The organism is Micromonospora sp. WMMD1128, from assembly GCF_027497235.1.
Lineage (GTDB): Bacteria > Actinomycetota > Actinomycetes > Mycobacteriales > Micromonosporaceae > Micromonospora.
The window spans coordinates 411,527-433,132 of record NZ_CP114902.1 but is presented as its reverse complement, the minus strand read 5'-3'; the positions used below and the strand labels follow the sequence as shown (position 1 = coordinate 433,132).

Sequence of the window (21,606 nt, the reverse complement as noted above, 5' to 3'; positions counted from 1 at the left end):
CCTGGACCGACCGCCCAGCCGGGCACGAACCGGGTCAACGCGCCGCGACGTCGAGCACGAACTGCGGTGCGAAACCGATCACCACGGCCGCCACGGTGGCCACCCCGAGCGCGACCGCCACGGTGCGGGCCGGGCGGGTCGCGGCGACGCCGCTGGGCACCGCGTAGAGCGTCGCGGCCACCCGCAGGTAGTAGGCCAGGCCGAGCACCGCGTTCAACGCCACCACCAGGGCCAGCCAGCCGGCGTGCCCGGCCAGCAGCGACCGGACCACGGTCACCTTGGCGAACAGCCCGGCCAGCCCCGGCGGCAGCCCGGCCAACCCGATCAGCGCCAACGCGAACGCGCCACCCACCCACGGGTGCCGCCGCGCCGCGCCACGCAGGTCGGCGAGCGTGCCGCCGTCGCCGTCCGCCGGCCGCAACGCCACCACCGCGGCGAACGCGGCCAACTCCAGCAGCACGAAGAAGACGGCGTACGCGACGGCCGCCGCGTACGCGCCGTCCCGCGCGTCGGCGGTGCGCCCCGCGGCCAGCGCCAGCGCGCCCAGCGGGGCCAGGATGTAGCCCGCCTGGGCCACCGAGGACCACGCGAGCAGCCGGACGGTACGCCGCTGGCGCAGCGCCACCAGGTTGCCCACGGTCATGGTCAGCGCCGCCAGCGCCGCCAGCACCGGACCGGTCACGCCGGCCGGCAGCGCCCGCTGCACCACCGCCAGCAACGCCACCACCCCGCCCAGCTTCGAGGCGGTCGACAGGTAGGCGGCCACCGGCAGCGGCGCGCCGTCGTAGGTGGTCGGTGCCCAGGCGTGGAACGGCACGGCGGCCACCTTGAACGCCAGCCCGGCCACCACGAGCGCCACCGCGACCGTGGTGAGCGGCAGGTCGCGCAGGTCGTCCCGGGCGGCCAGGGTGGCGCCGAGCCGGTCCAGGTGCAGGCTGCCGGTGACCGCGTAGAGCAGCGCCGCGCCGAGCAGCGTGACCGTGGTGGCGACCACGCTCACCACGAAGAACGTCACCGCCGCCTCGGCCCCGGCCAGGCTGGCCCGACGCAGCCCGACCAGCACGTAGAGCGGCAGCGTCAGCGTCTCCACCGCCACCAGCAGGGTGATCAGGTCACCGGCCGCGCCGAGCACCACGCCGCCGGTCATCGCACAGGCGAGCAGGAAGCAGTATTCGCCGGCCGGGGTGCGCCCGGACCGCAGCAGCGGGCCGGAGATCGCCAGCACGCCGAGCGTGAGCAGGGCGATAACCGCCGCCACCAGGGCCGCCCGGCCGTTCCACACCCAGGAGCAGTCCGCGCCCGGTGCGCTGTTCCCGGGCATGTCGGCGACGCCGACGCAGAACGTGCGCCGGGTGCCGGCCGCGCCGACGAGCGCCGCGCCAGCCGCGGTGCCGGCCGCGCCGAGCGCCGCCACCGCCACCGTTACGGCGGGCCGGGCCACCAGCAGGTCGACCAGGAGCACCAGCACGGCCGTGCCGGCGGCCAGGTAACCCGGCAGCAGCGCCACGTTGTCGACGCTTTGCACCAGACTCATGGCACGACCCCCAGCAGCGCCTCCACCGGGCCGGAGGCGTAGGACAGGACCAGCGCCGGCGCCAAGCCGACCGCGAGCGCGAGCAGCACCAGCGGCGCCCAGGCGGTCAGCTCCGCCCCGGCCAACCCCGGCCCGACCGGGGCCACCGCCGGGGAGGGCCGACCGTGGCTGACCCGGCGCAGCAACCGCAGCAGGTACGCGGCGGTGAGCGCCCCGCCCAACGCGGCCAGCACCGCGAGCGTCAGCCACAGCGGACCGCCCCGCCGCACGGCCGCCACCACGGCGAACGCCTCACCCCAGAACCCGGCCAGGCCGGGCAGCCCCAGCGAGGCGACCGCCGCGAAGCCGAGCAGCCCGGCCAGCCGGGGCGCGGTCTCCCGCAGGCCGGACAACTCGGCGAGCGAACCGGTGTGCGTCCGGTCCTTGATCGCCCCGGCCAGGAAGAACAGCAGCCCGGTGATCACGCCGTGGGCGATGTTGCCGATCAGCGCGGCCTGGAGGCCGGTGGCGGTGAGCGTGGCCACCCCGAGCAGCACGAACCCCATGTGACCCACGCTTGAGTAGGCGATCAGCCGTTTCAGCTCGCTCTGCGCCAGGCAGACCAGGCCGCCGATCAGGATAGCCGCGACGGCGAGCGCGCCGAGCACCGGCGACGCCCAGCGGGCGCCCTCCGGGGCCACCCCCACGGCCACCCGGATCAGCCCGTACGTGCCCATCTTCAGCAGCACCCCGGCGAGGATCACGCTGCCCACGGTGGGCGCCTGGGTGTGCGCGTCGGGCAGCCACGAGTGCAGCGGCCAGAGCGGACTCTTCACCGCGAACGCCAACGCCAACAGCGTGAACGCGGCCAACTGGGTGCTGCGGGACAGGCCGGCGGCGCCGGTCAGCGCGACCAGGTCGGCGGTGCCCGCGGCGGCCACCACCACGTAGACGCCGACCAGCAGCAGCACCGAACCGAACAGCGTGTAGAGCGCGAACTTGCGGGCCGCCCGCCGCCGGTCGTCGCCGCCCCAGCCGGCGATGATCGCGTACATCGGCAGCAGCACGACCTCGAAGAAGAGGAAGAACAGCACCAGGTCGAGCGCCAGGAACGTGCCGAGGATCCCCACCTCGACCACAAGCAGCAACGCCACCAGCGCCCGGCCGCTGCCGCCGCCGGCCGGCGCCCGCCAGAGCGTGTAGCCGCAGCACAGCAGCGTGAGCAGCGCCGTCAGCACCACCAGCGGCCAGGAGATGCCGTCCACCCCGAGGTGGAAGCGCAGGTCCAGCCTCGGCACCCAGGACAGGTCGAGCTGGTGCCACGGCTGCACCGCCGGGCGCGGACCGTACCCGAACCAGCCGTGCTCGCCGCCGACCAGCGGCAGCGTCGCCAGCAGCGTCAGCGCGGCGGCGGCGGTGCCGACCAGCCGACCGGCCCGGTCACCCGGCACGGCGGCCGTGGCGACCGCGCCCAACGCCGGGGCCGCGACCACGGCGACCAGCAGGAACTGCCCGAACGTCATGAGGTGGCTCCGATCAGGGCGACCGCCAGGCCGATCAGTAACGCGCCGGCCAGCACCCCGGCCGCCGCCCGCGGCAGCGCCGCCCGGTGCAACGTGGCCAGCCCGTCGCCCAGCTCCACCGCCGCCCGGCCGGTGCCCTCCACCACCAGGCCGTCCACCCCCAGCTCGTCGCCGGCCCGCACGGCCCGCGCCAGCGCGCCGGTCGGGCGTACGACCAGGGCCTGCTGGACGTCGTCGAGCCGGAACGCGCGGGCGAACACCGGCCGCAGCGGACCCAGGAAGCGGGCCGGGTCGGCGGCCGGATCCCGACGCCAGCCGGCCCAGGCGACGCCCGCGCCGGCCGCCAGCAGCAGGAACGGCAGGATCAGATTCGGCGCGAGATGGACCAGCTCCACCGCCTCGCCGGTGTCGTCACCCGGCACCCGCAGGCGGTCGGCGAACCAGGGCGCGAACGCGGCCAGCCCGAGCAGCGCGGCCGGGACCGCGAGCAGCAGCACCGGCAGGCGCAGCGACGCCGGCGGGTCGTGCGGGCGGACCAGCGGCATGCGGGCCGCGCCGAAGAACGTGCGCAGCAGCAGGCGGGTCGCGTACCAGGCGGTGACCGCCACGCCGAGCAGCCCGGCCAGCCAGACCAGCCAGCCCACCCAGGGCGCGGTCGGCCCGGCGTCGTCCAGCGCGGTCGCCTCGGCGGCGGCCAGCACGCCGTCCTTGCTCCAGAAGCCGGACAGCGGCGGCACCCCGGCCAGCGCGCCGAGCCCGACCACCATGCACCAGAACGTCACCGGCATGCCGGCGCGCAGGCCGCCCATCCGGGACATCAGCGTGGTGCCCACCGCGTGGATCACCGCGCCGGCGGCGAGGAACAGCAACGCCTTGAACGCGGCGTGGGTGAGCAGGTGGAACAGCGCGGCGGCGGGCGCGCCGACCGCGAGCGCGCCGGTCATGTAGCCGATCTGGGAGACCGTCGACCACGCAAGCACCCGCTTGATGTCGTCCTGCGCGGTGGCGGCGAACGCGCCGAGCAGGATGGTGACCGCGGCCATCACACCCAGCACCGCGAGCGCGGCCGGAGCCCGGTCGAAGAGCGGGAACAGCCTCGCCACCGCGTACACCCCGGCGGCGACCATCGTCGCGGCGTGGATCAGCGCGGAGACCGGCGTCGGGCCGGCCATCGCGTCCGGCAGCCAGGTGTGCAGCGGGAACTGGGCGCTCTTGCCGGCCACCCCGGCCAGCAGCAGCAGGCAGGCGGCCGTCAGCGTGCCGGTGGACCAGTCGTGGGCCAGCACGTCGGCGATCCGGAAACTGCCCGCGCCCACGCCGAGCAGCGCGATGCCGAACAGGAAACCGACGTCACCCACGCGGGTGACCAGGAACGCCTTCACCGCGGCGCCCGGCGCCTCCGGCAGCCGCCGGTCGTGGGCGATGAGCAGGTACGAGCAGATGCCCATCACCTCCCACCCGACCAGCAACATGATCAGGTCACCGGACACCACCACGGTCAGCATGGCGGCGGTGAAAAGGCTGAGCTGCGCCGCGTACGGCGGGTAGCGGTGATCCACGTCGACGTCGTCGTGCGGGCCGCGACGCAGGTAGCCGGTCGAGTAGACCTGCACCGCCAGCGCCACCGCGGTCACCGCCGTGGCCACCAGCACCGCCACGCCGTCCAGCCGCAGGCCCAGCGTGACCCGCAGCCCGCCCAGCTCGACCCACGTGGTGGCCGCCTCCACCGGACCGTCGACGCGGACCAGCAGCACCAGCGCGGCCAGCAGCGCCACCGCCGCGCCGGCCACGCCCAACCCGACCGCCAGCCGCCGGGCCGGCGCCCGGTCCCCGTGCGAGGCCGGCGGCAGGAGCAACCCGAGCAGGCCGGCCACGAGCGGCGCGCCCGGCAGCACCGCCGCGAGCCATAGCGTCGCTGAACTCATGAGGCCACCTCGTCGGGTACGGCCGGGGGCCGCTCGGTGAGCGGGACGTCGTCGACCGTGACGCTGGCCCGCAACCGGTAGAGCTGGAGCACGATGGCCAGCCCGACACCGATCTCGGCGGCGGCCAGCACGATCACGAACAGCGCGAACACCTGACCGGAGTGCGGCAACGCGGCCCGGACCGTGGTGTCGGCGGTGACCAGGACCAGGTTGACCGCGTTGAGCATCAGCTCCACCGCCATCAGCACCAGCACCGCGTTGCGCCGGCGCAGCACGCCGTAGACGCCGAGGCCGAACAGCAGCGCGGCGGTGACGTACGGGATGACCGGCCTCACCGGCGCCCGCCCTCGTCGGCGGCCACGGTGGCCGGTGCGGGCCGGGCCGGGCCTTCCCCGGCCGGGCCATGCGCGCCGGGCGGGCCGGCCGGGCCGGGTCCTGCGGCTGACGGCGCGGCGGCGTCGGCGGGCCGGGTCGGGCGGCCGATGTCCGGGCGGGACAGCACGATCGCGCCGACAAGCGCGGCGAGCAGCAGCACCGACAGCACCTCGAACGGCAGCACCCACGAGCGGAACACCTGCTCGCCGAGGCGCTCGGCGGTGCCCGCCGCCGGCAGGTCCACCCGCGACCAGCGGAACGCGTCGACGAGCAACACCGCCAGGCCGAGCCCGCTGCCGGCGCCGACGAGCGCGGCCGGCCAGCCGGGCCGGTCGAGATCGTCCGAGGGGCCGATCGGGGCACGGGTCAGCATCACCGCGAACAGCAGCAGCACCACCACCGCGCCCACGTAGATCAGCACCTGCACCCAGGCCACCAGCTCGGCGGTGAGCACCAGATAGTCGCCGGCCAGCGCGCCCAGGCACACCACGAGCCACAGGCCCGCCCGGACCAGGTGGCGGGTGGCCACCACGAGCGCGCCCGCGCCCACCGCCACCGCGCCCAGCGCGAGCAGCAGCACGTCCGCACCGGACATCAGGCCGCGCCTCCGTCCGGCCCGGGGGCGGCGTCGGGGCGTACCCGGGTCGGGGTGGGCCGGGCGGCGGGCGTGGCCGGCGCGGCGGCCTTGCGGGCGGCGGTGGTCTCCTCCTTCGACGGGTCGCCGAGCGGGTCGTGCGCCGGCGGCGGCGGTACGGTGCCCATCCACTCGCCCAGGTGGTCCTTGTCGTGCAGCAGGTTCTTGATGTCGTACTCGGCGTACTCGAACTCGGGCGACCAGTAGAGCGCGTCGAACGGGCAGACCTCGATGCAGATGCCGCAGTACATGCAGAGCGAGAAGTCGATGTCGAACTTGTCGAGCACGTTGCGCTGGCGGGGGCGGGCGGCGCCGGGCACCGCCACCTCCTCCTTGTGCGAGTCGATGTAGATGCACCAGTCCGGGCACTCGCGGGCGCACAGCATGCAGACCGTGCAGTTCTCCTCCAGCAGCGCGATCACGCCACGGGAGCGCGGCGGCAGCTCGGGGGCCACGTCCGGGTACTGCTGGGTGGTCGAGCGGCGGGTCATCGTCTTCAACGTGACCGCCAGGCCCTTCACCAGCCCGCCGCCGGGCACTCCACCGTGCTCGCTCATGCCGCCCATCCTGCCCTGTGCCCCCGGCGCGCGCGACCACCACCCGACTTATGGCGGCGGTATCGTGAGCGCGGGGAGAACGACACACCGGGAAGGACCTGTCGATGACCGCCGCACCGGAGAGTTTCCGCTCGCCCGAGGGCGGGTGGACGACCGACGACCTCGACGGGTTGCCCGACGAAGGCCGTCGCCGCTTCGAACTCCTGGACGGAAACCTGATCATGTCGCCCTCCCCCACGCGACTGCACCAGTCCATCGCCCTCATGCTTGGCGCTGCGCTGAACGAGACCTGTCCCCCCGACCTCGACGTAACCCAAGGCGTCGAAGTGCGCATGTCCCGTCGACGGTCCTTCATTCCAGACCTGCTGGTCACCGAACTCGACGCGTCCCTCCGCAACCCGGCCAAGTATCAGCCGAACGAGGTGCTGCTGGTGGTGGAGATCGTCTCCGAGGGGTCGCGAAGCATCGATCGTGTGCTCAAGCCCACCGTGTATGCCGAGGCAGACATTCCTTACTTCTGGCGGATCGAGACCGAAGCCGGCATCGAGGTCCACGCCTACAAGCTGGATCCGGTCAAGCAGGTCTACGTCGAGCAGGCCCGGATGACCGACGGCATCCTGCTGCCCGAGCCGTGGGAGATCGACATTCCGCTGGCTCGGATCACGCCCCGGGGCCGGTGAGCGGGGGCAGCATCTCCACACCGAGCTGCTGGAGCACCTGGAACAGCTCGTTGACGCTCCACACGTCGACGATCCGCCCCGCGTCGTCGAAGCGCAGGAACGACGCCCCGGAATAGCTGACCACCCGGCCGGTCGGTGGCACCGGGCCGAACTGCCCGGCCTGGGTGCCGGCCGCCCGCCAGTGCACCGCGACCCGCCCACCGCCGGCCACCACCTCGACGATCTTGTAGCGCAGGTCGGGGAACGACGCCCGCCGGTCCCGGTGCCACGCAAGCGTCGCCTCCGGCCCGGCGCCACCCAGCCCCGGGCACTCCGGTGCCACCAGCTCGTACGCGCTCTCCTCGCGGCCGGCGTTCCACACGTCGGCGATGAAGCGTCGGGCCGCCGCCTCCACATCGGTCACGGCCGGCAGCCTATGCCCCCGGGTGAGCCGCTCGACCTGCCGGGACCGGCCGGAGCGACCATGATGGGAACGGAACTCAACTCGGAGGTGGGCGTGGGCGGCAGCGACGACGAGGTCCTCGACCGGACCGGCGGCAAGTACGTGGAACCGGGCGGCGAGTTCACCCGGGACCAGCGATACATCGCCACCCGGATCACCGCGGACGGGCGGGACGGCTGGCCGGTGGAGCCGGGCCGCTACCGGCTGGCGGTCAGCCGCGCCTGCCCGTGGGCGAACCGGCTGATCATCGTCCGCCGGCTGCTCGGGCTGGAGGACGCCATCTCGCAGGCCGTGGCCGGACCCACCCACGACAGGCGGAGCTGGACGTTCGACCTGGACCCGGGCGGCAAGGACCCGGTGCTCGGCATCGAACGGCTCGCCGACGCCTACTTCGCCCGGTTCCCCGGCTACGAGCGGGGCATCACCGTGCCGGCGCTTGTCGACGTGCCCACCGGGCAGGTGGTGACGAACGACTACGCGCAGATGAGCCTGGACCTGTCCACCGAGTGGACCGCATACCACCGGCCGGGCGCGCCGGAGCTGTACCCGGAGCGGCTGCGCGCCGAGATCGACGAGGTCAACGCCGTCGTCTTCGCGGACGTCAACAACGGCGTCTACAGGTGCGGCTTCGCCGGCAGCCAGGAGGCGTACGACAAGGCGTACCACCGGCTCTTCGACCGGCTGGACTGGTTGGGCGAACGGCTGGCCGGGCAGCGCTACCTGGTCGGCGACACGATCACCGAGGCGGACGTGCGGCTGTTCACCACGCTTGTGCGCTTCGACCCGGTCTATCACGGGCACTTCAAGTGCAACAGGCAGAAGCTGAGCGAGATGCCGGTGCTGTGGGCGTACGCGCGGGACCTGTTCCAGACGCCCGGCTTCGGCGACACGATCGACTTCGACCACATCAAGCGGCACTACTACGAGGTCCACCGGGACATCAACCCGACCGGCATCGTGCCGCTCGGCCCCGACCTGGCGAACTGGCTCACCCCGCACGGCCGCGAGGAGTTGGGCGGTCGCCCGTTCGGCGACGGCACCCCGCCCCCGCCGCCGCCCGCCGAGGAGCGCGTCGAGCCCACCCACACCCCGCTGCGCTGACGTGTTAAGCGGGGCCCCTTCCTCTACCGGAAACGTTAAAAGGGGGCCCCGCCTTACATCGCCAGGCGGATGCCTACGGTGAGCACCAACTGGGCGAGGGCGAGCGGCACCAGGACCAGCCAGCAGAGGCGCTGGAGCTGGTCCTCGCGCAGGCGGGGGTAGCTCACCCGGAGCCAGATGATCACGAACGCCACGGCGAACACCTTGAGCAGCGTCCACAGCCAGCCGAGCTGCGCGTCGGCGAACGGGCCCTGCCAGCCGCCCAGGAACAACACCGTGGTCAGCGCCGCGATCACCACGATGCCGACGTACTCGGCGAGCAGGAAGAACGCGAAGCGCAGGCCGGTGTACTCGGTCATGTAGCCGAAGACCAGCTCGGAGTCGGCCACCGGCATGTCGAACGGCGGGCGGCGGATCTCGGCCAGCCCGGCCACGAAGAAGATCACCATGGCGGGCGCCTGCCAGAGGAGCCACCACGGGCGCCACGCCTCGACGATGCCGCTCAGGCTGAGCGTGCCCGCCGCCATCGCCACCGACGCGGCGGCCAGCACCAGCGGCAGCTCGTACCCGAGCAGCTGGGCCGCGCCGCGCAGCCCGCCGAGCAGGCTGTACTTGTTGGCCGACGCCCAGGCCGACATGAGCACCGCCAGCACCCCGATGCCCACCACCGCCAGCACGAAGAACAGGCCGATGTCGAGCGGCTGGGCGACCAGGTCACCCGGGCCGAGCGGGATGACCAGCAGCACCAGCAGGTAGGGCACCAGCGCCACGGCCGGCGCCAGCCGGAACACCTGCCGGTCCGCCTCACGCGGGGTGACGTCCTCCTTCTGCACGAACTTGATCCCGTCGGCGACGAGTTGCGCCCAGCCGTGGAAGCCGCCCGCGTACATCGGCCCGAGCCGGCCCTGCATGTGGGCCATCACCTTGTGCTCGGCCTGGCCGACGATCAGCGGCAGGGTGAGGAACGCGACGAGCACGCCGACGACGCGCAGGACCAGCTCCACCCACTCCGGCATCAGCTCTCCCCCGCCTCGGGCTCCCGCGGCGAGCCCGCCTCGGGGCGCGAGCCCGCCTCGGGCTCGGGGCGCGAGCCCGCCCCCGGCTCCGGACGGGGCGGGCGGGCCGGGCGTGCTCCCGGTGCCGGGCGCGCCGGGCGCTCGCGGGCCGGGCGGGCCGGCGTACCCCCGCGTGGGCCCTCGCCCGCCCCGGCCGCACCGGCCGGCGTGGGCGTCGTCCCCCACTCCCCAGGCGCGGGCACGCCAGGTGGCCGGATCGGCCGCCGCCCGCCGCCGGCCTCGGACTCGCCCGGCTCCTTCGCGCCGGGCCACGGCTTGGCCACCCGCGAGGCGAGTACGAACTCCTTGCGCAGCGGGTGCCCCTCGAACTCCGGCGGCAGCAGCAGCGGGCGCAGCTCGCCGTGCCCGGCGAAGTCGATCCCGAACATCTCGTGGGTCTCCCGCTCGTGCCAGGCGGCACCCGGGAAGACGTCGACCACGGACACGACGACGGGTGTGTCGCGGGGCACCCGGGTCCGCAGCAGCAGCCCGTGCCGGTGCCGGACCGACCAGAGGTGCGCGACCACGTCGAAGCCGTCGGCCAACTCGTCCACCGCCGACAGCCAGTCCAGGAAGTCACAGCCCAGCTCGGCGTCGTCGCGCGCCGCGCGCACCGCGTCCGCCCAGCTCGCCGGGGGTACGTCGACGGTGGCGCGGGCGTACCCCTGACCGCCGGAGACAGACGCGGTGGCCTCGACGGGCGCGAGCAGCGCGACCAACCGACGGCCCACCTCTTCCGGAGTCATGCGCTGATCCTATGGCCGACGGCTGCGGGCCGGGTCGGGCCGCCCGGGCCGGAATCCCCGCGTTGCCGAGCGAACGGCCGGCCGGCGCGGAAAGATGAGCGACGTGCGCGCTGTGACTGTGACCCCTGGTGTCCCCGACTCGCTACGCCTCACCGAGGACTGGCCCGAGCCGGCCCCCGAGGAGGGCGCGATCCTGGTCGAAGCGATGGCGGTGGGCGTCTGCGGCACCGACCAGGAGATCATCTCCGGGGAGTACGGGGAGGCGCCGCCGGGCCAGGAGCGGCTGGTGCTCGGGCACGAGTCGCTGGGTCGGGTGCTGGAGGATCCGACCGGCACGTTGCACCCCGGCGACCTGGTGGCCGGCGTGGTCCGTCGCCCCGACCCGGTCCCCTGCGCCAACTGCGCGGTGGACGAGTGGGACATGTGCCGCAACGGGCAGTACACCGAGCACGGCATCAAGGGGCTGCCCGGTTTCGCCCGGGACCGCTGGCGGCTGCAACCCAAGTTCGCCGTCGGGCTGAACCCGGCGCTGGAGTCGGTGGGCATGCTGCTGGAGCCGACGAGCGTGGTGGCGAAGGCGTGGGACCACATCGAGCGGATCGGCCGCCGGGCCGAGTGGAAGCCGAAGACCGCGCTGATCACCGGCGCCGGGCCGATCGGCCTGCTGGCCGCGTTGCTGGCCAGCCAGCGTGAGTTGTCCGTGCACGTGCTGGACCGCGCCACGACCGGCCCGAAGCCGGACCTGGTCCGTGCGCTCGGCGCGACCTACCACACCTCGACGGTCGCCGAGCTTGACCTGCAACCGGACGTGGTGGTCGAGTGCACCGGCGCGCCGCCCGTGGTGCTGGACGCGATGTGCAAGGCCGCCCCGAACGGCATCGTCTGCCTGACCGGTGTCTCCAGCGGCGGCCGGACGATCAACTTCGACGCGGGCGCGCTCAACCGGGAGCTGGTGCTGGAGAACAACGTGGTGTTCGGCTCGGTGAACGCCGGCCGCAGGCACTGGGAGCTGGCCGCCGAGGCGCTCGCCCGGGCCGACCAGTCGTGGCTGACGTCGCTCGTCACCCGCCGGGTGCCGGTCTCGGCGTACCGCGAGGCGTACGCCTCGACCGGCGACGACATCAAGGTGGTGCTGGACTTCACGCACTGAGCCGGGCGCTCAGATCCCTGGTAGCCGGCCGTTGCGGAACAGGTCCACGAAGAGCTGGTGGTCCTCGCGCGCCCGGACGCCGTAGCGGTGCGCGAAGTCGACCAGGTAGCCGACGAAACCGTCGGCGTCGGCATCCACCGCCGCCACGATCGACTCCTCGGTGGAGTAGTCGACCAGGTCGTGGCTGGACTCGTCGTCGGCCACCGAGTGCATCCGGGCCACCGCCCGGCCCAGGTCGGTGAGCACCCCGGCCAGGTCCTCGGGCTCGTTGACGTCGGCCCAGTCGAGGTCCGCCGCGTACGGGGAGACCTCGGCGACGAGCTGGCCGACGCCGTCCAGCTCGGTGAAGCCCAGCCACGGGTCGGCGTGCGCCTGCAACGCCCGCTGCGACTCGGCGGTGCGGTGCCCCTGGTGCCGGAAGTACGACCGGACCCGCTCGTCGTCGATGTGCCGGGCCACCGCCGGCACCTGGGCCTGCTTCATGTAGATGACGACGTCGTTCTCCAGCGCCTCGGTGTGCCCCTCCAGCAGGAGGTTGTACGACGGCAGCCCGGCCGAGCCGATGCCGACGCCCTTGCGCAGCACCACGTCCTTGATGCCGGCCGCCACCGGGCGGTGCCGGGTGGTCGACTCGGGCAGCGTGTCGAGGTAGTCGGCGAACGCGGCGCAGACCTGCTCGCGGGTGGCCGCGTCGATCTCGTGCACGCCGTCGCCGAGGGAGAAGCGGCGCTCGTAGTTGTCGACAGTGGTCTGCGCGGCGAGCAGGTCCACCCGGGTGCTCAGCCGGGCCTGCTGGAGCACCCGGCGCAGCACCCCGTCGGCGTTCTCCAGCGTGATCGAGCCGATCGCGTCGTCCCCGCCGGCCGCGATGGCCCGCAACTCGGCCAGGTACGACCGGGCGAAGCCGGTCACCAGCTCGCCGATCACCCGGTCGGAGAGCGCCTTGGCGTAGCCGAGCAGGGCGACGCTGGCGGCGAAGCGCTTCAAGTCCCAGGTGAACGGCCCGACGTACGCCTCGTCGAAGTCGTTGACGTTGAACACGAGCCTGCCGGAGGCGTTCATGTAGGTGCCGAAGTTCTCCGCGTGCAGGTCGCCGTGCATCCACACCCGGCTGGTCCGGCCGTCGAGGAACCGGTCGCTGGCGAAGTCACCCCGCTGGTCGGCGTAGAACAGCGACGCGCTGCCCCGGTAGAACGCGAACGGCGAGGCGGCCATCTTGCGGAACTTCCGGCGGAACGCCAACGGGTCGATCGCCATCGACGCGCCGAACTCCTCGGTCAGCACGTCGACGATGAAGGCGGAACGCTTCTCCGGGGAGTCGGTCATGGTCCGCAGGCTAGCGTCGCCCCGCCACCGGGTCAGTCGGCCGGCGGGCGCACCGGGGGCGCGGTGAGCGCCTCGACCGGCCGGGGGGCCACGTCCACCGGGGAGGCGAGCCGGTCCGGGCGGGGCACGCCGCCGACACCCGACTCCTCGGCGGCGATCTTCTCCTGAAGGCGGAGGATGCCGTGCAGCAGCGCCTCCGGGCGCGGTGGGCAGCCGGGCACGTAGACGTCGACCGGGATGAGCTGGTCGACGCCCTTGGTGACCGAGTAGGAGTCCCAGTAGGGACCGCCGCAGTTGGAGCAGGCGCCGAACGAGATCACGTATTTCGGTTCGGGCATCTGGTCGTAGAGCCGCTTGATCGCCGGGGCCATCTTGTCGGTGACCGTGCCGCTCACCACCATGAGGTCGGCCTGCCGGGGGCCGTGGGCGAACGGGATCACGCCGAGCCGCATGAAGTCGTGCCGGCCCATGCTCGTCGCGATGAACTCGATGGCGCAGCAGGCCAGGCCGAAGTTGAACACCCAGAGCGAGTAACGGCGGCCCCAGTTGAGCACGAACCGGATCGGCTCGCCGAGCACGGCCGGCAACTGCACCTCGGGCCTCCCCCTGCTGTTGTCCCCGAACCGACAGTCAACCACAGCACCCCCGCGTCAACCCGCGCAACCGACGTGGGCGTCCGTACGTGTGACAGGTGTGACCGCGCCGGCGGGCACGTTTCACGGGGAGGACCAGATGACGGTGACGAGGGAGCCACGGCTCGACGATCCGCCACCGGAGGGAACGACAGGCGCACCGGACGGGTACCCGGCGGTCGACTTCGACGGCCTCTACCACGCCCACTTCCGGTCCCTGACCATCCAGCTCACCGCCTACTGCGGCGACCTGTCGCAGGCGCAGGACCTGGTGCAGGAGGCGTTCTGCCGGGCGTTCGCCCGTTGGTCCCGGGTGTCGCGCTACGACGACCCGGTGGCCTGGGTACGCCGGGTCGCCTGGAATCTGGCCACCAGCCGCTGGCGGCGGTTGCGGACGGCGCAGACTTGGCTGCACCGGCAGCGCGAGGAGCACGTGCCGGGGCCGGAGCCGGACCGCGTCGCGTTGACCGCCGCGCTGGGCCGGCTGCCCGCGAACCAGCGCCGCGCCGTGGTGCTGCACCACCTGGCCGACCTGAGCGTCTCGCAGATCGCGGCGCAGGAAGGCGTGCCGGAGGGCACCGTCAAGTCCTGGCTGCACCGGGGCCGGGCCGCGTTGGCCGCCCAGCTCTCTCCCACGAACGAGGTGAACCCGTCATGACTGACCCCGACGACGTGCTTGTGGGTGGCGAGTTCGCCGCCTTCCGTGCGGCGTACGCCCCGGTGGTCCAGCCGGCCGGGACGGCGGCGGTCCGGCGGACCGTCCGCCGGCGGCGTCGGCGTGCCGTGGTGCTCACCGCCGGGGCGGTGGTGCTCGCGGTGGCGATCCCGGTGGGCGCGAGCGGGGCCCTGCACCGGCGCGGCGGGCCGCCGCCGGAGCCCGCGCTGACCGCCGAGCCGACCCCGTCGGCGAGCGACCCCTCGCCGTCCCCGCCGGCCGTCTCCGCCAGCCCGAGCGCGACGAGCCCCACCCCGGCCGCGCCGGACGGCCGGATCAGCCGGGCCCAACTGCTGGCGGGCGACGTCGACCTGGTGGCCTGGGTCGGCGCGTGGATGCCGAAGACCTGCACCAGCCGGGACGTGCGTCTCGACCCGGGCCCGAATCCCATCACGAAGTCCGTGCCGGTGCTGCTCGGCGACCCGGCGTACGGCGACATCGACGGCGACGGCGCCACCGAGACGGTCGCCCTGGTCGGCTGCCGCTACGGGGAGGCGTCGGCGAAACAGTTGCTCGCCTTCGACCGGGACCGGGCCGGGCAGGTGGTCACACTGGGTCGGGTGGTCGGCACGCACGAGGGCATGGACGACATCACCGACTTCTCGGTGCGGGCCGACGGCACGGTCCGGGCGTACGTGGCCGACATCCAGCCCTGCTGCGACACCCCGATGTGGAAGCCACGACACCAGTGGCGGACGTTCACCTGGGCCGGCGCGAAGTTCACCCAGACGGCCGGGCCGACGGCGTTCGGCCCGGACACCCGGTCGACGGACCTCACGTTGCGCCTCGGCGAGGTGGTCCTCACGACGCCGGACGCCAGCGGCGACCGGATCGCCACGGTGACCGCCACGGTGACGAACCGGGGCCCGGTGGACGTACCCCGGCTCGGCTTCTCCGGGTTCCGGCTCTACGACGTCGGCGGACCGGCCGGCGGCGTGCTGGAACGGTGCCGCGAGGTGCCCTCGGACAGCTCGGGCGCATGCGTCCTGGACGGCCTCGCGGCCGGCGCCCGGCGGACCTACACGTTCTCGTTCCACTACACGCCGGCTCCCGACGGCGACGCCGCCCTGCGGGTCATCCACTACGACGCGCAGGACCACTGGTGGGACGACCTGAAACCGAAGGACAACTCGGCCAGACTGCGCCCGGCGCAGTGACGGCGGTCGGGGACGGGCCGCCACCCGTCCCCACCGGTCACCAGGCCGGGCGCTGGAGCAGCCCGACGAACTCCGCCAGCAGCCGTTCCCGCAGCGCCGCCGGGGCGGCGTCGAGCAGCGTGTTGACCACCGCCATCCGCTCCGGCACACCGGTGCCGTCGCCCAGGCCGAGCCCGTCGGCCAGGCCGGCCACCAGGTCCGGGGTGAGCGCCTCCGGGGTGAGGCCGCCGGCCAGCGCCAGCAGGTCCGGCGGCAGCGCCACCGGGCCGGTGGCCCGGGCCGCGGCGACCGCGTCGGCGAGCACCGGCCCGAACTCGGGCACCCGGGGCGCCACCGCGGCGGTCACCGTGAGGTGCACGCTTGCCGGCAGGTCGGCGTACCGGAGTTGGGGCTGGGTGTGCCAGCCGCGCGCGGTCAGCTCGTCGACGAGCACGAACAGGTCCAGCTTCGGATCGTCCGCGGTGAAACAGACCACTGTGGACTCCGGCTCGGCCATCAGCCGCAGGCCCTCGGTCGCCCGCACCGCGCCGGCCAGCCCGGCGACCGCGTCGCGGGTCGACGCGGCCAACCGCAGGTAGCCGTCCGCGCCGAGGTGGCGCAGGGTGGCGTAGGCCGCGGCGATCGGGCCGCCGGACCGGGTCGAGGCGATCACCGGGTTGACCATCGTGTAGCCGGGCCAGTCGGCGTACGCGAAGAACTGCGGGGCGCGCAGCGAGGGGTCCCGGTGCAGCAGCACCGACACCCCCTTCGGCGCGTACGCGTACTTGTGCAGGTCGACCGAGATCGAGGTGACCCCGGGCACGGCGAAGTCGAACGGCGGCACCGGCGCGCCGAGCCGGCGCAGCCAGGGCAGCGCCCAGCCGCCGAAGCAGGCGTCCACGTGACACCGCGCCCCGGCCGCCGCCGCGCCGGCGGCGATCTCCGCCACCGGGTCGACGACCCCGTGCGCGTACGACGGGGCGGACGCGACCACGAGCACCGTCTCCGGGCGGATCGCGGCGGTCATCGCGGCCACCTCCGGGCGCAGCGTCACCGGGTCGACGGGCACCGCGTCCAGTTTCACCCGCAGGTAGTGGGCCGCCTTGGCGAACGCGGCGTGCGCGCTGGCCGGCGCCACGATCCGTGGCTCGGCCAGGTCGGGGCGGGCGTCCCGGGCCGCCTTGACCGCCAGCAGCAGCGACTCGGTGCCGCCGCCGGTGACGCTGCCGACCACGTCCGGCGCGCCGGTGCCGGGGCCGCCGCCGAGCAGCCGGGCGGCGGCGGCGACGAGCGTGTTCTCCATCGCCAGCAGCGACGGGAAGGCGGTCGGGTCGAGGCCGTTGACGTGCGCGCTCTCCGCGTACGCGGCCTGGGCCAGCTCGTCCAGCCCGGCCACGCCGGGGTCGTAGACGTAGGCGAACAGCCGGCCGCCGTGCGTCGGGCGGTCGGTCGCCCGCAGTGCCCGGATCTCGTCCAACACCTGCGCGGCGGGCAACCCTTCGGCGGGCAGCGCGCCCGTCCCGGCCGTGTCGGTCATCTGGTGTTCCTCTCGGGACGGATCACGCCCGCGCCGACTGCGCGGCGGTGGCGGTCAGGTGGGCCGGGGTGAGCGTGTAGCCGCGCAGCAGCGCCACCGGGGCGGCCACCAGCAGGGCCGGCAGGACGGTGAAGCCGAGCAGCACACCGAGCCGGGCGGCGGCCGGTTGGGCGGCGGCGGACCCGGTCGACGAGGAGACGTAGCCGGAGAGCTGGAGCACCAGGCCGTAGATGCCCGGGCCCAGGGCCAGACCGAACGTCTCCCCGGCGGTCCACAGCCCGGTGAACACGCCGGCCTGGCGGCGGCCGGTGCGCGCGGTGTCGTACGCGATGCAGTCCGGCAGCATGGCCAGCGCGAAGACCTGCTGGCCGGCGTACCCGACGCCGATCAGCGCGACCACTGCGTACACCGCGGCGGCCGGCAGCGCGGGCGCGGCGACCAGGGCGAGCGCGCCGGCCGCGAAGAGCAGCGACGCGGCGACGAGCGACGTGCGCTTGCCGAGTCGGGCGCCGGCCCGGCTCCAGAGCGGCATGACCAGCAGGGCCGGCGCGACGAAGCAGGCGAACAGCAGCGTCGGGCCGCTGTCCGGCGCGCGCAGTACCTGGTCGGCGAAGTACTTCACGCCGGCCAGCACGGTGGCCACCCCGGCGGACTGGATCACGAAGCAGACCAGCAGCACCCGGAACGGCCGGTTGCGCCCGGCGACGGTGAGCTGGGCGCGCAGGCTCGGCTCGCTCTCCCCCACCGTCCCGGCCGGCGCGGACCGGGTGCCCAGGAACGCGCCGACCGTGCCCACCACGATCAGCGCCGCGACGAACAGGCCCATCCACCGGTGGCCGGGGACGCCGTCGCCGCCGGCGGCCACCACCGCCGGGGCCACCGCGCCGGAGACCAGGATGGCGAGCGCCAGCACCGCGACCCGCCAGGTCATCAGCCGGGTACGCTCCGCCGGGTCGGCGGTCAACTCGGCCGGCATGGCCACGTACGGCACCTGGAAGAACGCGAACGCGGTGGCGGTGGCCAGGAACGCGAGCGCCACGTACGCGGCGGCGGCCGGACCGGTCGCGAACGGCGCGGCGAAGATCGCGGCGAACAGCGCCGCCAGGGCCAGTCCGCCGCCGAGCAGGTAGGGCCGGCGGGCGCCCCAGCGGGAGCGGGTCCGGTCGGAGATCCGCCCGGCGACCGGGTTGACGAGCACGTCCCACGCCTTCGGCAGCAGCACCAGCAGCGCGGCCACGCCGGCCGCCACGCCCAACGTGTCGGTCAGGTAGGGCAGCAGGAGCAGCCCGGGCACGGTCCCGAACGCGCCGGTGACAAGGGAGCCCGACGCGTACCCGAGGTGCACCCGGCGGGGCAGGCCCGAAGCGGTCATGGAGCCGAATGCTACTCACGTTATGGCCGGGATCACATCCCGTCCGCCGGCTCGTCGGGCTCCCCGGGCCAGCCGGGCCCGTTGGGCTTCCCGGGCCCGCTGGGCTTCCCGGGCCCGCTGGGCTTCCCGGGCCCGCTGGGCTTCCCGGGCCCGCTGGGCTTCCCGGGCCCGCTGGGCTTCCCGGGCCCGCTGGGCTTCCCGGGTGACCAGGCAGCCGCCGCCAGGTCGACCCGCTCCCCCCGCAGCGGGCACCCCTCGGCGCGCAGCCGGGCCCGGGCCTCCCGCTCGTGCCCCGGCGGGAGCCGACCGGCCGCGTTCACCACCCGGTGCCACGGCACCCCGCCACCGTGCCGGGCCATGATCGAACCGACGAGCCGTGCCGACGCCCGCCCCGACCGCTCGGCGAGCGCGTCGGCCACCGCCCCGTACGACATCACGCGCCCCGGCGGGATCCGCTCGACCAGCTCCAGCACCGCTTCGACGTACTCGTCAGGTGTCACGAGCTGCCACGATATGGGAACGGACCACGGGCCCGCGGACCGCGACGCGCAGAATGGTCGGGTGCGCGAAGCAGTCACCTCGGCCCGCCGGATCGTGGTCAAGATCGGTTCGTCCTCGCTGACCACCACCGCGGGCGGCCTGGACGACGTCCGGGTCGACGCGCTCGTCGACACGCTCGGCGCGCTCGTCGCCGCCGGGCGCGAGGTGGTGCTGGTCTCCTCCGGCGCGATCGCCGCCGGCCTCGCCCCGCTCCGGCTGCCCCGACGCCCGCGCGACCTGGCCACCCAGCAGGCCGCCGCCAGCGTCGGTCAGGGCCTGCTCATCGGGCGGTACGCGACCGCGTTCGCCAGGCACGGACGCACCGTCGGGCAGGTGCTGCTCACCGTCGACGACGTGACCCGACGGGCGCACTACCGCAACGCCTACCGGACCCTACGCAAGCTGCTCGACCTGCGGGCGGTGCCGATCGTCAACGAGAACGACACGGTGGCCACCGAGGAGATCCGGTTCGGCGACAACGACCGACTCGCCGCGCTCGTCGCCGCGCTCGTCGACGCGGACCTGCTGGTGCTCCTCTCCGACGTGGACGCGCTCTGGACGGGCGACCCGGCCCGCCCGGGCAGCACCCGGATCACCGAGGTGCACGGCGAGGGCGACCTGGCCGGCGTGAACGTCGGCGGGGTCGGCCGGGCCGGGGTGGGCACCGGCGGCATGGTCACCAAGGTCGAGGCGGCGCGGATCGCCACCGGCTTCGGCATCCCGGTGGTGCTCACCGCCGCCCCGCTGGCCGGGCCGGCGCTTGCCGGCGATCCGGTCGGCACGTTCTTCCATGCCAGCAGCCGGCGTCCCGCCGCCCGGCTGTTCTGGCTGGCGCACGCCACCGCGCCACGCGGCCGGCTGCACCTCGACCCGGGCGCGGTGCAGGCCGTGGTGGGCCGGCGCAAGTCGCTGCTGCCCGCCGGCATCACCGCCGTGGACGGCGCGTTCACCGCCGGGGACCCGGTGGACCTGGTCGACACCGCCGGCGCGCCGGTGGCCCGCGGCCTGGTCAACTACGACGCGGTGGAGCTGCCCGGCCTGCTCGGCCGCTCGACGTCGGAGCTGGCCGCGGCGCTGGGCCCGGCCTACGAACGCGAGGTAGTCCACCGCGACGACCTCGTCCTGTTGTAAGGCGGGGGCCCTTCTTAACGCATTCTGCATAGGAAGGGCCCCCGCCTAACACCTCTGCGAAGGAGAGCGCATCATGAGCGTCGTCGAGCAGGCCCGACGGGCCCGGGACGCGGCCGAGGCACTGGCGGCGGCCACCCGTACCACCAAGGACACCGCGCTGCACGCGATGGCCGACGCGCTCGTCGCGCGTACCCCGGAGATCCTGGCCGCGAACGCGACGGACCTGGCGGCCGGGCGCGACGCCGGGCTGAGCGCGGCCGTGCTGGACCGGCTCGCCCTCGACGAGGGCCGGGTGGCCGCCATCGCCGACGCGCTGCGCGAGATGGCCGCGCTGCCCGACCCGGTCGGCGAGGTGGTACGCGGCTCCACCCTGCCGAACGGGCTGGAGCTGCGCCAGGTCCGGGTGCCGTTCGGGGTGGTCGGCATCGTCTACGAGGGCCGGCCGAACGTCACAGTCGACGCCGCCGGCATCTGCCTGAAATCCGGCAACGCGGCACTGCTACGCGGTTCGTCCTCGGCGGCGCACTCCAACGCGGCCCTGGTCACGGTGCTGCGCGACGCGGTCGCCGCGGCCGGCCTGCCGGCGGACGCGGTGCAGCTCGTCGACGCCGGCTCGCGCGAGTCGGTCAAGGAGCTGATGCGGGCCCGGGGCCTGGTCGACGTGCTGATCCCGCGCGGCGGCGCGTCGCTGATCCGCGCCGTGGTCGAGGAGTCGACCGTGCCGGTGATCGAGACCGGGGTGGGCAACTGCCACGTGTACGTGGACGCCGCCGCCGACCTCGACAAGGCGCTGGCGATCACGCTGAACGCCAAGACCCAACGCCTGTCCACCTGCAACACCGCCGAGTCGCTGCTGGTCCACCGGGCCGTCGCGGACGCCTTCCTGCCGCCGGTGCTGGCCGCGTTCGCCGATGCCGGGGTGACCGTGCACGGCACCGCCGAGGTGGCTGCCCACTCCGCCGCGGTGGTCCCGGCGACCGAGGAGGACTTCGGCACCGAATACCTGAGCGCCGACATCTCGGTCGCCGTGGTCGACTCGCTCGACGCGGCGGTCGCGCACATCCGGAGGTACGGCACCGGCCACACCGAAGCGATCGTCACCGACTCGCAACGGGCGGCGCGCGAGTTCGCGGCCCGGGTGGACGCCGCCGCCGTGATGGTCAACGCGTCGACCCGGTTCACCGACGGCGGCGAGTTCGGGTTCGGCGCGGAGATCGGCATCTCCACCCAGAAGCTGCACGCCCGCGGCCCGATGGGCCTGCCGGAGCTGACGAGCACGAAATACGTCGTCACCGGCGACGGCCACCTGCGCTGAACCGTCCCGCACGCCCCCGGGTTGTCCTCGGACGGCCGTGGCGGGGCGCCGGACGCCAGCTCGGCGAAGTGGCGGTGTCCGGCCGGCGGGAATGCCACCACCTCGCCGAGCTGGTGTCGATCATCGACCGAAACTCCCCACCCCACCCCACCCCACCCCACCCTCCGCCGACCCTGCCCTCCGCCGACCCTGCCCTCCGCC

The 21,606-nt window shown here is 74.3% G+C and carries 20 protein-coding genes and 1 pseudogene; 7 read left to right on the top strand and 14 right to left on the bottom strand.

The window, feature by feature from the left end:
- Nucleotides 1-34 precede the first annotated feature (34 nt).
- The 6 genes from O7602_RS02105 to O7602_RS02080 are packed head-to-tail and all read right to left on the bottom strand — an operon-like array spanning nucleotide 35 to nucleotide 6,527.
- Entirely contained in the window at nucleotides 35-1,534 is a 1,500-nt protein-coding gene (locus O7602_RS02105) for a proton-conducting transporter membrane subunit (protein ID WP_281586566.1), read from the bottom strand.
- Entirely contained in the window at nucleotides 1,531-3,036 is a 1,506-nt protein-coding gene (locus O7602_RS02100) for an NADH-quinone oxidoreductase subunit M (RefSeq protein ID WP_281586565.1), read from the bottom strand. The genes O7602_RS02105 and O7602_RS02100 overlap by 4 nt, the downstream gene beginning before the upstream one ends.
- Nucleotides 3,033-4,961 (bottom strand): NADH-quinone oxidoreductase subunit L, encoded by a 1,929-nt coding sequence (locus tag O7602_RS02095; RefSeq protein ID WP_281586564.1) that lies wholly within the window; start codon nucleotides 4,959-4,961, stop codon nucleotides 3,033-3,035. The genes O7602_RS02100 and O7602_RS02095 overlap by 4 nt, the downstream gene beginning before the upstream one ends.
- Nucleotides 4,958-5,296: an NADH-quinone oxidoreductase subunit NuoK gene (nuoK, locus tag O7602_RS02090; protein WP_281586563.1), complete on the bottom strand. Its 339-nt coding sequence runs from the start codon at nucleotides 5,294-5,296 to the stop codon at nucleotides 4,958-4,960. The genes O7602_RS02095 and nuoK overlap by 4 nt, the downstream gene beginning before the upstream one ends.
- Nucleotides 5,293-5,931, bottom strand: coding sequence for an NADH-quinone oxidoreductase subunit J (locus tag O7602_RS02085; RefSeq protein WP_281586562.1), 639 nt, complete (start codon nucleotides 5,929-5,931; stop codon nucleotides 5,293-5,295). The genes nuoK and O7602_RS02085 overlap by 4 nt, the downstream gene beginning before the upstream one ends.
- Complete coding sequence (locus O7602_RS02080) at nucleotides 5,931-6,527, bottom strand: NADH-quinone oxidoreductase subunit I (RefSeq protein WP_281586561.1); 597 nt, start codon at nucleotides 6,525-6,527, stop codon at nucleotides 5,931-5,933. Before O7602_RS02080 ends, O7602_RS02085 begins: the two co-directional genes overlap by 1 nt.
- Before the next feature lie 104 nt (nucleotides 6,528-6,631).
- Here O7602_RS02080 and O7602_RS02075 point away from each other — a divergent pair, with 104 nt between their 5' ends.
- Nucleotides 6,632-7,207 (top strand): Uma2 family endonuclease, encoded by a 576-nt coding sequence (locus tag O7602_RS02075; protein WP_281586560.1) that lies wholly within the window; start codon nucleotides 6,632-6,634, stop codon nucleotides 7,205-7,207.
- Here the strand turns inward: O7602_RS02075 and O7602_RS02070 are convergent.
- Nucleotides 7,188-7,610 carry an ester cyclase gene (locus tag O7602_RS02070; RefSeq protein ID WP_281586559.1) on the bottom strand — a complete coding sequence of 141 codons (423 nt, stop codon included), beginning with the start codon at nucleotides 7,608-7,610 and terminating at the stop codon, nucleotides 7,188-7,190. The genes O7602_RS02075 and O7602_RS02070 overlap by 20 nt on opposite strands.
- A 63-nt stretch (nucleotides 7,611-7,673) precedes the next feature.
- Here O7602_RS02070 and O7602_RS02065 point away from each other — a divergent pair, with 63 nt between their 5' ends.
- A complete protein-coding gene (locus O7602_RS02065) occupies nucleotides 7,674-8,750 on the top strand; it encodes a glutathione S-transferase C-terminal domain-containing protein (protein WP_281590072.1) in 1,077 nt (358 codons plus the stop codon).
- A gap of 53 nt (nucleotides 8,751-8,803) precedes the next feature.
- Here O7602_RS02065 and nuoH read toward each other — a convergent pair whose 3' ends face one another.
- Both nuoH and O7602_RS02055 read right to left on the bottom strand, forming a co-directional pair.
- Nucleotides 8,804-9,766, bottom strand: a complete 963-nt coding sequence (nuoH, locus tag O7602_RS02060) for an NADH-quinone oxidoreductase subunit NuoH (protein ID WP_281586558.1) — start codon at nucleotides 9,764-9,766, stop codon at nucleotides 8,804-8,806.
- Nucleotides 9,766-10,551: an NADH-quinone oxidoreductase subunit C gene (locus O7602_RS02055; protein WP_281586557.1), complete on the bottom strand. Its 786-nt coding sequence runs from the start codon at nucleotides 10,549-10,551 to the stop codon at nucleotides 9,766-9,768. Before O7602_RS02055 ends, nuoH begins: the two co-directional genes overlap by 1 nt.
- A 103-nt stretch (nucleotides 10,552-10,654) precedes the next feature.
- Here O7602_RS02055 and O7602_RS02050 point away from each other — a divergent pair, with 103 nt between their 5' ends.
- Nucleotides 10,655-11,701 carry a glucose 1-dehydrogenase gene (locus O7602_RS02050; protein WP_281586556.1) on the top strand — a complete coding sequence of 349 codons (1,047 nt, stop codon included), beginning with the start codon at nucleotides 10,655-10,657 and terminating at the stop codon, nucleotides 11,699-11,701.
- Between the two features lie 9 nt (nucleotides 11,702-11,710).
- Here O7602_RS02050 and O7602_RS02045 read toward each other — a convergent pair whose 3' ends face one another.
- Both O7602_RS02045 and O7602_RS02040 read right to left on the bottom strand, forming a co-directional pair.
- On the bottom strand, nucleotides 11,711-13,027 hold the full coding sequence (locus O7602_RS02045; protein ID WP_281586555.1) for a DUF2252 domain-containing protein: 1,317 nt from the start codon (nucleotides 13,025-13,027) through the stop codon (nucleotides 11,711-11,713).
- Between the two features lie 32 nt (nucleotides 13,028-13,059).
- Nucleotides 13,060-13,620 (bottom strand): NADH-quinone oxidoreductase subunit B, encoded by a 561-nt coding sequence (locus O7602_RS02040; protein WP_281586554.1) that lies wholly within the window; start codon nucleotides 13,618-13,620, stop codon nucleotides 13,060-13,062.
- Between the two features lie 139 nt (nucleotides 13,621-13,759).
- Here O7602_RS02040 and O7602_RS02035 point away from each other — a divergent pair, with 139 nt between their 5' ends.
- Nucleotides 13,760-14,317 (top strand): SigE family RNA polymerase sigma factor, encoded by a 558-nt coding sequence (locus tag O7602_RS02035; protein ID WP_281586553.1) that lies wholly within the window; start codon nucleotides 13,760-13,762, stop codon nucleotides 14,315-14,317.
- Entirely contained in the window at nucleotides 14,314-15,531 is a 1,218-nt protein-coding gene (locus O7602_RS02030) for a hypothetical protein (RefSeq protein ID WP_281586552.1), read from the top strand. The genes O7602_RS02035 and O7602_RS02030 overlap by 4 nt, the downstream gene beginning before the upstream one ends.
- Before the next feature lie 37 nt (nucleotides 15,532-15,568).
- On the opposite strand, the gene O7602_RS02025 is transcribed toward O7602_RS02030, so the two are convergent.
- The 3 genes and pseudogenes from O7602_RS02025 to O7602_RS02015 form a co-directional block, all read right to left on the bottom strand.
- Entirely contained in the window at nucleotides 15,569-17,047 is a 1,479-nt protein-coding gene (locus O7602_RS02025; RefSeq protein ID WP_281586551.1) for an aminotransferase class V-fold PLP-dependent enzyme, read from the bottom strand.
- Nucleotides 17,048-17,069: 22 nt separating this feature from the next.
- On the bottom strand, nucleotides 17,070-18,419 hold the full coding sequence (locus O7602_RS02020; protein ID WP_348651307.1) for an MFS transporter: 1,350 nt from the start codon (nucleotides 18,417-18,419) through the stop codon (nucleotides 17,070-17,072).
- Nucleotides 18,420-18,619: 200 nt separating this feature from the next.
- Nucleotides 18,620-18,919: pseudogene (locus O7602_RS02015) on the bottom strand (MGMT family protein); the annotation flags it as partial.
- Between the two features lie 61 nt (nucleotides 18,920-18,980).
- Between O7602_RS02015 and proB the strand changes: the two are divergent.
- Both proB and O7602_RS02005 read left to right on the top strand, forming a co-directional pair.
- Entirely contained in the window at nucleotides 18,981-20,090 is a 1,110-nt protein-coding gene (gene proB, locus O7602_RS02010; protein WP_281586550.1) for a glutamate 5-kinase, read from the top strand.
- 73 nt (nucleotides 20,091-20,163) lie between these two features.
- Complete coding sequence (locus tag O7602_RS02005; RefSeq protein ID WP_281586549.1) at nucleotides 20,164-21,405, top strand: glutamate-5-semialdehyde dehydrogenase; 1,242 nt, start codon at nucleotides 20,164-20,166, stop codon at nucleotides 21,403-21,405.
- Nucleotides 21,406-21,606 lie beyond the last annotated feature (201 nt).